Source organism: Bacillus sp. MMSF_3353, from assembly GCF_030733445.1.
GTDB classification, from domain to species: Bacteria; Bacillota; Bacilli; order Bacillales; family Bacillaceae_G; genus Bacillus_A; species Bacillus_A wiedmannii.
This window is the reverse complement of record NZ_JASHJA010000015.1, coordinates 56,023-69,565: the sequence shown is the minus strand read 5'-3', so window position 1 is coordinate 69,565 and position 13,543 is coordinate 56,023. Positions and strand designations below refer to the sequence as shown.

Below are 13,543 nucleotides of genomic sequence, written 5' to 3'. Positions count from 1 at the left end.
TTCTTCTACTGTTTTTTTACGTCTTATATTGGAATAATTCCGATTACAATTCCCGTAATTAACATCACCATTGTCGTTCCAACAGCCCAAAGTAACGTAAAGCGTTGATGTTCACCAAAATCAACTTTGGCCATTCCGACTAATAAATAAGTGGAAGCGACAAGAGGACTTAATAAGTGAACAGGTTGCCCGAGTAATGAAGCACGTCCCATTTCAGCTGCACTAATTCCGTAAGCAGCGGCAGCTTTCGTTAAAATAGGTAATACTCCGAAGTAAAATGCATCATTGGACATGAAAAATGTGAACGGCATACTAAGAAGAGCTGTAATAATCGGTAATTGTGGTCCAAGAGCGTCTGGTATAAGAGTGACTACACTTTGAGCCATTGCATCTACCATTTTTGTTCCTGATAAAATACCAGTGAAAATTCCAGCGGCAAATACGAGAGAAACAACGGCTAATACGTTTCCTGCGTGAGAAGCAATACGTTCTTTCTGTTGTTCTAAGTTCGGATAGTTAAGCATAACAGCAATGGCGAAAGCGATTGTAAATAAAACAGGTAACGGCATAACTTCTAGTATGAGACAGACAAGTAAGGTAACAGTTAATAAAAAGTTAATCCATAGAAGTTTAGGGCGTTTATGAACGGCAGCTTCTACTGTGGCAGCTTGCTCATCCATCGTTTGCATTTGTTTTAAGTATTGTACATCCATAATTCCTAATCGTTTTCTTTCTTTTTTGCCAAGATAGTAAGCAACGAAAATGACCCAAATTGCACCAGCGATCATTCCTGGTATAAGTGGTGTAAAGAGCTCTGATGCGTCTAGTCCAAGAGCACTCATAACCCGAGCTGTCGGTCCGCCCCACGGTGTAAGATTTGTCACTCCTGCTCCTAACATAACAACCCCAGCTAATATAAGTGGATTCATTCCAAGGCGTTTATATAATGGGTACATTGCGGAAACCGTAATCATATACGTTGTTGTTCCATCCCCATCTAATGAAACGATAATAGTAAGAATCGCTGTACCAACAACAATTTTTAAAGGATCTCCTTTTACAAATTTCAAAATCCTACTAATGACAGGATCGAATAAACCGCTATCAATCATAATTCCAAAATACAAAATAGCAAACATAAGCATAATACCAGTAGGTGCTAGTTTTTGAATTCCTTCTAACATCATAGGTCCCATATTTGCATAAAAACCGCCAATTAATGCGAAAGTAATTGGAATTAATATTAATGCTACTAGTGCTGACATACGTTTCGTCATAATTAAAAACATAAAGACAAATACCATCGCAAATCCAAGTAGTGCTAACATGTAATCTCCCCCTCAAGAATGATTGCGCTTTCAAAATGTAACGAAAATTCAGAAAAAGTGTTTTTTATTTATCATAAAAGCATTCATTCAAATGGTAAATAATTTGAAAAATAACATCATTAGAAGCATAATTTTTATTTTGGTCATTTTGTTCACGGTAGTTAATTTGAATTTTTAAAAAGTAAGCTGCTCTCCGTAAGAATGGTAGAATAAGATGAAAATATTGAAGTGTGAAATAGGGAGTAGATTTTATATGAAAACGAGAATTGAAGAGATTTATAGTTCTTATGAAGGAAAAGTAGAAGAGATTTTTGTTAATGAATCTTCTTACGTATATGAGTGGGAAAATTTAATGATGATCCGAAAAAATAACGGTGAGCTTGAAAAAGTTGCGGTCGGTATTAGTGGAAATATAAGGTTAGTAAATGTAGTTGTTGGTCAGCAAATTAATACAGATACATTATTAGTTAAGTTAGAAGACGATTTATTAATTACAGGTTGTGAATGATGAGAGATGTGTAGAAATGGCTACACATCTTTTTTGGTCTTTATATTACAAAAAGTACATTATTTTTTCACAAATCTCACACAACTTTTTGATATGCTCCTTGTGGAAGATACGGTTAGGGAGGAAGTAAAATGAGAACAAAGTATGTGACACTTGCTATATGCTTATTCTTTGTCTTTACAATAGTAGGATGTGGTAAGAAACAAGCAGAGGCTGTAGCAATTGATGAGAAACATGATAAGTGTGATATTTGCCAAATTGGGGTAATGGATAATCAATTTGCAACAGAAGTCATTTTAGAAAATGGAAAAGCGTTAAAGTTTGATGATATCGGTTGTATGTATAAATGGATGGAGATTAATCCAGGTGAAAAGACGAAAGAAAAATTTGTTCGAGATTATGATTCGAAAGAGTGGATTTCGTTAGAAGATGCGACTTACGTATATGATAAAACAATAACGACACCGATGGCTTATAATGTCATTTCATTTGAAAATAAAAAGGATGCAGAAAACTTTGTGTCTAACTATAAAGGGAAAGTTCTTTCATATAAAGAGCTAGCAGAGCATAAATGGGAAATGAATAAAGAGATGATGGGGAACCCGAAAAAGGGAAATCACGGTGGTCATCATTAATACTAAAAAAAGACAACTACATAAGTTGTCTTTTTTAGTATTACTCAGGTGCAAATATAGAAAAGGTGTAAAAATTTTAGAAGAACGGTTACAATGGAATATAGTAACCTAAAGCAATCATTTATGTACTTTTTAGAAATGTATACAAATGCGGTAAAATCGTGCTAAACTAATTGCTTCATAATGTTAATGATGAGGCCATCAGGCACATCATTCCAATAGGTTGAGAAACATAGTATAGGTTTTAAGATAATCCGATTAAAGAAGGAATATAAAGGGCTTATGGATAAATGTACTCAAGAAGAGTTATTGTATGTGATGGAGGAATGGTTAAGAAAACATTATCTTTCATAGGAGCTGTAGTTGTGAGAAAACAAAAAATTTTATTATGTATGTTATTAGGACTTTTAATGACGGTAGTGGCTTGCGATAAGCAAGAGGAGCCAGAATCGAAACCGGTTCATGTGAAAAACGAAAAGAAAAAAGAAAAGCATAAAGAACAGGAAGAACCTAAAGAAGAAAAAAGTATAAATTTAATGGACAAACAGTTGCTACTTTCTGCGACTCTTGGAGACACGGAAACAGCTATGAAGCTGATTCAAGATGGAGCCAATATAAACGTAGAAGGTGACAACGGAGAAACTCCTATCCTTGCAGCAACGTATCAAAATCATGTAGAGACAGTTAAAGCATTAATTGGTGCAGGTGCTAATATTGAAAGGAAAGATGAGAAACAAAGTAATCCATTTCTTTATGCAAGTAGAGAAGGATATACAGACATTGTAAAGCTACTAATTAATGCAGGGGTTAATACGAAAGAAACTACTAAATCAGGTGGAACAGCACTCATTTCTGCATCTGAACGTGGCCATGTAGAGGTCGTAAAAGAGTTATTAGAGCATACAGATATTGATGTGAACTATAGAAATGATCGTGGTGGAACAGCTGTAGTAGAAGCAATCGTATTAGGAAATGGTAGTGAAAACCATAAGAAAGTAATTCAAATGCTTATTGACCACGGGGCAGATGTAAATTTGGCCAATAAGGAAAATATTACGCCACTGCAATATGCTGAAAAAAGAGGTTTTAAAGATATTGCAAATATGTTGAGGTTAGCTGGAGCGAATGAAGTCGTACAGCCACAACCACAACCGGTGGAATAACAAGATAAAGAAATAAAAAGTACGAAATAATCTCATTTAGATAGACAGAATGAAGAAGTCATTTAGTATGATGGATTCAGTAATGTGTATTTGAATGGGATTTTTGTTTTGAAAAAATTGTTTGAAGAGAGGGTATAGTAAATAAGGAGGATAAAACAATTTAAGCCGAGATTTTACTTGTTTATAACCAACTAGGAATAATAAAGTGTGTAAATGAACATGGCAATAAGAAAGCCGTATCCCAAAAAAGGATACGGCTTTTTTTACAAGGAGATAAGAGATCAAAAAAATGAAGAAGTCTTATCTATTTTATATGAGTAAAGGGTCTAGAATGAATCTTGTCCTTTTCATTATTTATTTAACTCCATTGCAACTTGTTTGCCATTTACGAAAACCGCTGCCACCGCTACTACAACTTCCATCACTTTTTTCATGTCTCATCTCTCCTTGTTTTTTGTTTCATTTCTTACTTTTAGTATAAGGAAATATAGCACTTGCAACTATCGAATTGGATGACAAGAGACTTACATTGTTGTAAGGACAATCGTTTTATTTGTAATAAATGTGATTTCGAATATGGATTCAGAAATTTCTGTTGTTTTGAACTATAATTAGAAAGAGAGTGGCTTAGAAAGAAGGGGATAATATGAAAAGAATTCTTGTTATTAGTGATATTCATGGAGAAATAGAAAAGTTCGAACAGTTATTAGAAGAAGCTCAATATGATGCAAGACAGGATCAATTGATTTTATTAGGGGATTATGTAGATCGTGGTCCCAATGCGCGTGCTGTAATTGAAAAGGTAAAAGCGTTAAAAGAAGAGGGAGCCCTCGTTCTAAAGGGTAATCATGAAGATATGATGATTAAAGCGTTAACGACTGATGAAGAACGTTCATGGAACCATTGGGTAAAAAGGAATGGTGGAGATAAGACTTTATACAGCTATGGCTTTGTAGAAGAAGATATTGTGGTTAATGAAGAAGCCTTCCAAAAACCAATTTTACAATCGCATGTTTTAGAGGAACATGTAAAATTTATTCAAGAATTAGATCATTACATTGAAACAGAAGAGTATATATTTGTACATGCCGGTGTTGAGCCATTGAAGCGAGTTTCGGAATGTGAACCATATACGTTAATGTGGATACGTAATGAGTTTCATAGTGGGTATAGTGGTGAAAAGGTTGTTGTATTTGGTCATACGGAAACAAAAACGTTTCATGGTAGTGAGAATTGCGGCGTGTATTTTGGGAGTAATCGTATTATAGGGATTGATGGCGGTGCTGTATATGGTGGCCAGTTAAATTGTTTAGAATTGCCGAGTAAAAAGGTGTACGTAGTAAAAAGTTGAAAGAGATAAGGGGAGTCTTATTTCTTTCAATTTTTTATTAAGAAAAATTTAAGAAAGAATTTTTATAATAAATCATTCAAATTTTATATTGAGAAAAACGTTAAAATATAATTATAAATAGAATTGAACAATATGGTGGAAGGTGAGAATATGCGCTTACTCGTAGTAGAAGATAATGCTTCTTTATTAGAGTCTATTGTCCAAATATTACGCGATGAATTTGAAGTAGATACAGCATTGAATGGGGAAGATGGATTATTTCTAGCGTTACAAAATATATATGATGCCATTTTACTTGATGTGATGATGCTAGAAATGGACGGTTTTGAAGTAATTCAAAAAATACGTGATGAAAAAATTGAAACACCAGTCCTATTTTTGACAGCGAGAGACTCTTTAGAAGATCGCGTGAAAGGCTTAGACTTTGGTGGGGATGACTATATCGTTAAGCCATTTCAGGCTCCAGAGTTAAAAGCGAGAATTCGTGCTTTATTACGACGAAGCGGTAGTTTAACAACAAAGCAGACTATTCGTTATAAAGGGGTTGAACTGTTCGGAAAAGATAAAGACGTTCAAGTAGATGGACAAAGTATGAAGTTAACATTAAAACAATATGAGCTTCTAGAGTACCTTGTTCAAAATAGTGGAAAGATTTTAATGCGTGAACAAATTTTTGATCGTGTTTGGGGATTTGATTCAGATACGACAGTAGCAATTGTAGAAGTGTATGTACATCATTTACGTAAAAAATTAGAGCCATTCGGTTATCAGAAAGATATTCAAACTGTTCGAGGTATTGGATATATATTAAAAGAACAATGAAAAAGGGAAGCATGTTTCAGAAAACACGCATTCGATTGACTATATTGAATTCATTAGTATTTATTATCTTGATAGGTGTATTAGGCAGTATCATTTATTCATACACATATAATCGTATTTATAATGAAGTAGATAAATCGATAGGAAAATCCGTTCAGCATAGAAAGAATTCAGATGATAAAAAACTACCTAAAAAAATTAGGGGATATCCTCCGATTGGGGATCCAAGGATAACGGAGTTAATTTGGATTGGAAACATAGTGGAGATAGGTATTGAAAACGGCAAACGCCGTTTTATCTTTGAAGATAATTTGGAAAAGTTTTCTCCAAAGAAATTAGGAACTTTGCAAGATATAGAAGTGCAAGGGCAATATTTTAGAACATTTGCATTTCAACAAGATACAAAAATAGTTCAAATTGTACGCGATATAACAGCTGAAAAAGAAATGTTAAATACTTTATTTTTAATTCTTGTTATTGGTTGTAGTGTAGGAAGTTTATGTGCAATAGGCATCGGCTTTTTCTTAGCCGGCAGGGCACTCATACCCATTCAAAATTCGTGGGAAAAACAGCAGCAATTCGTTTCGGATGCATCACATGAATTAAGGACACCACTTGCAGTTATTCAATCAAAAACGGATGTGTTATTCCAGTCACCATCTGCGACAATAGAAGAAAAAGCGATGGATATTTCTACGATTTCAAAGGAGTGTAGACGGTTATCTAAGCTTGTAACTAACTTATTATTGTTAGCACGTTCGGATTCTAATCAAATTGAGATGGATAAGAAAACATTTGAAATGGATAAATTGTTAGAAGAAATAGTAGATCCATATAAGGAAATTGCTTCATATCAAGAAAAAGAGATGATATTGAAAGTAGAACATGACATATCATTTATGGGTGATAGAGAGAGAATTCATCAAATGATGGTCATATTGTTAGATAATGCGATGAAGTATACAAATGGGGGCGGACATATTCAAATCGATTGTACGCAAACGAGCAGCTCAATTCATATACGAGTGAAAGATGACGGGATAGGGGTTAAAGATGAGGACATCCCAAAATTATTTGATCGTTTTTATCAAGGTGATAAAGCGAGAAGTGCGTCAGAAGGAGCGGGATTAGGCCTTTCAATCGCAAATTGGATTGTAGAAAAGCATTATGGGAAAATATTAGTAGATAGCAAATGGGGAGAGGGTACTTGTTTTGAAGTGAATTTCCCTAAAAACCAAAGAATATAAGTGAGAAGGCGATCTTGTTTTTACAAGGTCGTCTTTTTTTAAGGGAAAGTTAAGAAACTATTTATAACATGTATGATATACAGAAAGTTCGCCCTATGAAGAAGCGATTATAAAAAGGTATTTGAGTAGATTATATCGATCATAATGTTATTTCGATTATGTATAGGGAATGATGGAAAAGAAAGTGTAAGAGGGAGGAATTAATTTTGAAAAAGAAAATGATGACGGTATTCACTATTGGAGTAATGAGCTTAAGCATATTAGGGGGTGCCTCTCCTTCTGAAACATCAAAAGGAAAGACAAATTACACGCAGCGCAGTAAAGAACAATTAAATAATGGGAAGATACATGCGGTGCATACAGAAGAAAAGGCGGAGAATCTAGGTATTGAAACGGAAGGGAAAGAACAAATTACGCTAGAAAAAGAAATTCATGAGACGGAAGTAGGAAGAGAAGCTGAACAGTTAGGAATTTCGATTGAAAGAAAAGACGTTGGAACTCTTTCAGAAGAAATCTATGAAACAAAAGTGAAGCAAGAAGCGTTAAAGCTAGGCATATCTATAGAAAATACAACGATTGTAAATTTAATTAATCAAATTAATACGATTAAAATTAATGATGAAGCGGATAAATTAGGCATTTTGACAAATGGAAAAGAAATGGAAGACATTGCGGAAGAAATCTATGGAACGAAAGTAAGAGAGGAAGCAGGGAAGTTAGGTATTTCACAAAAAGGAAAAGAGATAGAAACGTTAGCGCAAGAAGTGTACGAACAAAAAGTGCAGGAAGAAGCAAAAAAATATCATATTGATTTGTATGGTAAAGATATATATCAAGTATTAAGCGAAATTAATGAACAAAAAGTGTTACAAATGGCAGATGAGCTTAATATGGATAAAACGAATATGAACGTTCAAGAATTAGCAGAAAAAATTAAAAAAGATCAGCCTGAAAAAGGAAAAGAACTAAATTTTGTACCGGTGATTCGCACGGATGCTGACGCGTTTTATTCTTATTTAACGAACTAAAAAGGGCGTGAGAGTGATACGGAGATGGAAGTGGTATATATGTATGGCTTTACTAGCTATAGCAGTATGGAATGTATATAAAAATGGCATTACAAAGTATGTGGAGAAGTTAACATTCTTCAATATACAAAGCGGAAAAGAAGCAGATTTTAGTAATAATGATGAAAAGGTCATCTTATCGAATGTACCTTTAATTCAGCAATTACCAGAGCTAGATAGAGGCTGTGAAGTGACTAGCTTAGCGATGATGTTACAATATGCAGGCATTACAGTGGATAAGATGCAATTAGCAAATGAAATAAAGAAAGTTGATTTTATGAACGATGGTGTACGTGGGAATCCGAATGAAGGATTTGTAGGGAATATTTATACCTTTTCTGAATCTGGATATGGTGTATATCACGGACCACTTTTTCAATTAGCGAAAAAGTATTTACCTAATAAAGCTGTGGACTTAACAGGGAAGAGTATAGAAGAACTTTATAAGAGTGTAAAATCAGGACAACCGGTAGTTATGATTACGAATGCAACATTTGTGCCATTAGATGAAGATGAATTTACTACATGGGAAACAAATAGCGGAGATGTTTCTATTACGTATAATGAACATTGTGTAGTACTGATTGGATACGATGAAGAATTTGTATATATTCGGGATCCTCTCGAGGATAGGCTAGATGTAAAAGTGCCGAGAGGAGAATTTGAAAAGGCATGGATGCAAATGGGGAGTCAGGCGATTAGTTATGTGAAAAGCTCTAAATGAATTAGTAAGGAAATAGATGTAAGGAACTTTAAGAGGAGTTTTTGTGGGTGTTTTTTGTTAAGAAATAAGAGAACCTCAGCTTATTATATAGGCTGAGGTTCTCTTATTTTTTATGATTAAATATTTAGAAGTAGTGAATATGTAAAAATGCATAATTGACAAAAAAATTACATGTTATCATTATATATTGTTTTATATATGTTACTTGTATAAAATTACACAAGTATCCACATTACATAAAGGAGGATTATTATGCAAAAAATATTTAACTGGGTTAAATGTATGAGTATTAAGAAAAAATTAATCATTTCATTTTTTCTTATTTTAACTATACCAGGACTTATTATCGGTGGTGTTTCATATCAAACTGCCAAAACAAATTTTGAACAACAAATTACAGGTAAAGCAAAGGAGAATATTTCAGTTTTAAATACTGTTATTTCTCAAAATATAGAAGAGAAATTTGTTGATGCGGCGTACTTTGCAGACATTTTAACAGAGGATACATATCCAAACGGACAAGAAGAAATAGTAAGAACGAAGTTAACGCAATATATAAAACTTCATCCAGAAGTAGAAGGTATTTATATTGGAACACAGGCAGGAAAGTTTATAAGAGAACCATTTATCCAAATGGCTGATGGGTATAATCCAACAGATAGATCTTGGTATAAAGAAGCACATGAAAATAAAGGGAAAGTAATTGTTACTGCACCATATCAATCAGCATCTACTAAAAATATGGTAGTGACAATTGCTAAAGAAGTAAAAGATGGTAAAGGTGTTATAGGAATTAACTTAAATTTAGATAACATCTTAAAAATTTCCAAAATGATTAACATTGGTGAAAAAGGTTATGCAGTTATTCTAGATCAAAATAAGCAAATTGTTAGTCATCCATCTAGAAAACCAGGTGCAAAAGTTACTGATCCGTGGATTAAACCAATTTATGAAGAAAAACAAGGAAATGTGTCTTATACAGAACAAGGTGATAAAAAGAATTTAATCTTTGCAACAAATGAGAAAACAGGATGGAAAGTAGTCGGGGTTATGTTCGACGAAGAAATTACCGAAGCTGCGAATCCAGTGTTTTATAAGACTTTGATTGTCATTGCTATAGCTATTGTATTTGGTAGTGTATTAATTTATTTCATTACAAAGTCTATTACAAGACCATTAAGAAAAATAGCTGACTCGGCACATAAAATTAGTAAGGGAGATTTGACAGAGAAAATTACAATCCATTCCAAGGATGATATAGGGAAATTAGGGAATTCATTTAATGAAATGTCTGCCTCTTTACAAGATGTGATTACTCAAATTAGTTTTTCAGCAGAACATGTCGCTGCATCGGCTGAAGAGTTAACAGCGAGCGTACAGCAAGCAAATGATGCGACAGATCAAATTACAATTGCAATGGAACAAGTATCAGGTGGGGCTGAATCACAAAGTCAAGGTGTTGAAGAAGGTGCGGCTACATTACAACAAGTAAATACAGCAATTCAAGATGTAACTGGAAGCGCGGAATCAATTTCTATCTCCTCATTACATGCGAGAGAAAGAGCTGAAGAAGGGGAAGAATTGGTTGAACAAACAGCAAAACAAATGCAGTCTATTTCTAAATCGGTATCCGAGTCAGATGCTATTATTAAACTTCTTGATGAGAAATCAAAGCAGGTAGGAGCTATTTCTGAAGCGATTCAAAACATCGCTACTCAAACGAACTTATTAGCTTTAAATGCGGCTATTGAAGCGGCAAGAGCAGGTGAACAGGGCCGAGGGTTTGCTATTGTAGCTGATGAGGTTAGAAAATTAGCGGAGCAATCAGGAGAATCATCTGGAGAGATTGCAAATTTAATTGCAGAAATTAAGGCGGATATTGAACATACTGTTAAGGCGATGGATAATGTGAATGGAGAAGTTCAACAAGGCCTTGATGTTGTAACAAAAACGAAAGCAAGTTTTACGGAAATTTTAAGTTCTACTACACATATTGTTTCTCAAGTTAATCAAATGGTAGAAACAACGAAGAGAATTGCTGGAGATGCAAATGAAGTGACAAATGCTATTGATGAAATTGCAGCGGCTGCAGAAGAAAATACAGCTAGTATGCAAAGTGTTGCTGCTTCAACAGAAGAACAAGTGAATTCAATGGAAGAAATTAGTTCAGCTTCGCAAAACTTAGCTGGGATGGCCGAAGAACTACAAGCGATGACTAGTAAATTTAAAGTATAATAACAGCAGATAAGTAAGGTGATATTATTTTCACCTTACTTATTTTTCTATTCAGCAATTAGGGGAGTCATTAACGGGATGAAAAAAAGAAAAAGACTATGGAATTTATGGAAAACGATTACATTGTTAGTTTGTACAGTTGTAATTTTTTCTTTACTTGTGACAGATATATTAATTAGTCATAATGTAGAACGGACGACGGAGGATAGCCAAGCAGAGAAAGCAAAAACAATTGCACACATTGTGGCGAATGATTCAATTGTAATCGATGGTTTGATTGGGAAGGCAGATACTTCTGCAATCCAAACGTATACAAATAGAATATTAAAAAATACAGGTGTTCAATTCATTGTAGTTATGGACATGAATGGAATAAGAAAATCACATCCAAATCCTCAAAAAATAGGCTATCATTTTATTGGGGGAGATGAAGGGCCTGCATTGAAAGGAAAGGAACATGTATCGCTGGCAGAAGGAACTTTAGGTATTTCAATGCGAGTGTTTGTACCTGTATTTTCTGAAACAGGTGAACAACTTGGAGCGGTGGCCGTTGGTATTTCAGCAGATAATGTAAAAGAGAGAGTTAGGGAAAGTAGACATATCATTTACATTGGTGTCGGAGTTGGAGTACTAGTTGGAATTATAGGAGCAATATTGCTAGCTAGACATATAAAGAAAAGTTTATTCGGTCTTGAACCTCACAGGATAGCGAAAATTCTTGAAGAAAGAAATACGATGCTACAATCTGTAAAGGAAGGTATTATTGCTGTAGATAAAGAAGCCAATGTAACTTTAATAAATAATGAGGCAAAACGATTGTTTAAGAAAAGTGGACTTGAAGAAGATTTTATCGGTAAAGATGTTGAGTTGTATATGCCTAATTCACGTATAAAAGAAGTATTACAAACGGGAGAGGTACAATTAAACGAAGAACAAAATATTTATGGAATTACGATTGTGACGAATCGTGTTCCTTTATATGTAAAAGGAGAAATAGTTGGTGCAATTGCAACATTTCGTGATAAAACAGAGGTTAGAAAATTAGCAGAAGAATTAACTGGTATTAGACTATATGCGGAAGCATTACGGGCACAATCGCATGAATTTATGAATAAAATGCATGTCGTATTAGGACTTACACACATGAAGCAGTATGAAGAATTACAGAAGTATATAAGCGGTATGGTATCAGAGCATCAATATGAAATTGGTGGGGTTATGGAGAGAATAAAAAGTCCAGTATTTGCTGGTTTTTTACTTGGGAAACTTAGCTATGCTAGAGAGAAAAATATAAAATTAATCATAAGTGAAGATTCTTACATGCCGGAAATAGATGATGAAAGTATTATTCATGAACTAATTACGATTGTCGGAAATTTAATTGATAATGCATTAGAGGCAGTGATGAATTGTAAAAAGAAGCAAGTTGAACTTGAGATACAATATGGGGATACATTAATCATTACAGTACAAGATACGGGGAAAGGTATACCAGAAGAAGAAATAGGGGCATTATTTACGAAAGGTTATTCCACAAAGGGAGATAACCGTGGTTATGGTTTGTATCTTGTAAAAGAAAGTATACAGCGAATAAATGGGGAAATTCATATGCATTCATTAGTAGGAAAGGGAACAACGATAACAATTGAAATACCTAAAGGTAGGGATGAGAGGCAAATATGATTAAAGTTTTAATTGTAGAAGATGACCCGATGGTAGCAATGTTAAATACGCATTATTTAGAGCAAGTAGGAGGGTTTGAACTTGTTCAAGCAGTTAACTCCGTTAAAGAAGCGATAGAAGTATTAGAGGAATTACGAGTAGATTTAGTATTACTTGATATTTTTATGCCTGAAGAAACTGGATTTGAGCTTTTAATGTATATTCGGAACCAAGAAAAAGAAATCGATATTATGATGATTTCAGCTGTACATGATATGGGGAGTATTAAAAAAGCATTACAATATGGTGTAGTAGATTATTTAATTAAACCATTTACATTTGAACGATTTAAAAAGGCGTTAACTATATATCGAGAAAAGCTTACTTTTATGAAAGAACAACAAAAAATTAGTCAATCGGAATTAGATTCGTTAATTTTGCAAAAAGAAAAAAGAGAGCCTACTGTCACTAAAGAGCTTCCGAAAGGATTAACGAAGCAAACGATGCAATTAATTTGGCAGAAGATCGAGTCGCTGAATGGACGAGCGTTTACAACAGATGAAATGGCGCAATTAGTTGGAGTTTCAAGAGTTTCTATTCGAAAGTATGTAATGTTTTTGACTGAAATTGGAGTATTAGAAAACGAAATGGTGTATCAACATGTAGGAAGACCAGTGAGTAAATTAAGATGTATTGACCAAAATAAAATAGAGTTTTACGTATAAGCGACTTATTATAAGTCGCTTATACTTTTTTTAATTACAAAATCAATTACAAAACTTACAAAAACTATTTTTACTA

12 protein-coding genes and 1 pseudogene are annotated in these 13,543 nt (G+C 33.9%); 12 read left to right on the top strand and 1 reads right to left on the bottom strand.

Going from position 1 to position 13,543, the window contains the following annotated elements; translation table 11 throughout:
* Window positions 1-23: 23 nt before the first annotated feature.
* Window positions 24-1,328, bottom strand: a complete 1,305-nt coding sequence (locus tag RBB48_RS22630; RefSeq protein ID WP_075310625.1) for a CitMHS family transporter — start codon at window positions 1,326-1,328, stop codon at window positions 24-26.
* A gap of 253 nt (window positions 1,329-1,581) precedes the next feature.
* Between RBB48_RS22630 and RBB48_RS22625 the strand changes: the two genes are divergently transcribed.
* From RBB48_RS22625 to RBB48_RS22575, 12 genes and pseudogenes are all read left to right on the top strand, one after another.
* A complete protein-coding gene (locus RBB48_RS22625) occupies window positions 1,582-1,836 on the top strand; it encodes a hypothetical protein (protein ID WP_087983445.1) in 255 nt (84 codons plus the stop codon).
* A 131-nt stretch (window positions 1,837-1,967) separates the two neighbouring features.
* Entirely contained in the window at window positions 1,968-2,471 is a 504-nt protein-coding gene (locus tag RBB48_RS22620) for a nitrous oxide reductase accessory protein NosL (RefSeq protein ID WP_001259409.1), read from the top strand.
* Between the two features lie 290 nt (window positions 2,472-2,761).
* Window positions 2,762-3,634 carry an ankyrin repeat domain-containing protein gene (locus tag RBB48_RS22615; RefSeq protein WP_097890741.1) on the top strand — a complete coding sequence of 291 codons (873 nt, stop codon included), beginning with the start codon at window positions 2,762-2,764 and terminating at the stop codon, window positions 3,632-3,634.
* 646 nt (window positions 3,635-4,280) lie between these two features.
* Window positions 4,281-4,985, top strand: a complete 705-nt coding sequence (locus tag RBB48_RS22610) for a metallophosphoesterase family protein (protein WP_048562841.1) — start codon at window positions 4,281-4,283, stop codon at window positions 4,983-4,985.
* Window positions 4,986-5,135: 150 nt separating this feature from the next.
* Complete coding sequence (locus tag RBB48_RS22605; RefSeq protein WP_306008133.1) at window positions 5,136-5,807, top strand: response regulator transcription factor; 672 nt, start codon at window positions 5,136-5,138, stop codon at window positions 5,805-5,807.
* A complete protein-coding gene (locus RBB48_RS22600) occupies window positions 5,804-7,054 on the top strand; it encodes a sensor histidine kinase (RefSeq protein WP_371878391.1) in 1,251 nt (416 codons plus the stop codon). Before RBB48_RS22605 ends, RBB48_RS22600 begins: the two co-directional genes overlap by 4 nt.
* 206 nt (window positions 7,055-7,260) lie before the next feature.
* Window positions 7,261-8,082 (top strand): transporter, encoded by an 822-nt coding sequence (locus tag RBB48_RS22595; RefSeq protein WP_097890743.1) that lies wholly within the window; start codon window positions 7,261-7,263, stop codon window positions 8,080-8,082.
* Window positions 8,083-8,095: 13 nt separating this feature from the next.
* Window positions 8,096-8,845, top strand: a complete 750-nt coding sequence (locus RBB48_RS22590) for a C39 family peptidase (RefSeq protein WP_306008131.1) — start codon at window positions 8,096-8,098, stop codon at window positions 8,843-8,845.
* A 252-nt stretch (window positions 8,846-9,097) separates the two neighbouring features.
* A pseudogene (locus RBB48_RS31880) lies at window positions 9,098-10,141 on the top strand (HAMP domain-containing protein); the annotation flags it as partial.
* Entirely contained in the window at window positions 10,133-11,080 is a 948-nt protein-coding gene (locus RBB48_RS31875) for a methyl-accepting chemotaxis protein (RefSeq protein ID WP_438285567.1), read from the top strand. The pseudogene RBB48_RS31880 and the gene RBB48_RS31875, both read left to right, overlap by 9 nt.
* Before the next feature lie 78 nt (window positions 11,081-11,158).
* On the top strand, window positions 11,159-12,763 hold the full coding sequence (locus RBB48_RS22580) for a sensor histidine kinase (RefSeq protein WP_149213941.1): 1,605 nt from the start codon (window positions 11,159-11,161) through the stop codon (window positions 12,761-12,763).
* Window positions 12,760-13,467 (top strand): response regulator, encoded by a 708-nt coding sequence (locus RBB48_RS22575; protein WP_098090699.1) that lies wholly within the window; start codon window positions 12,760-12,762, stop codon window positions 13,465-13,467. The genes RBB48_RS22580 and RBB48_RS22575 overlap by 4 nt, the downstream gene beginning before the upstream one ends.
* Window positions 13,468-13,543 lie beyond the last annotated feature (76 nt).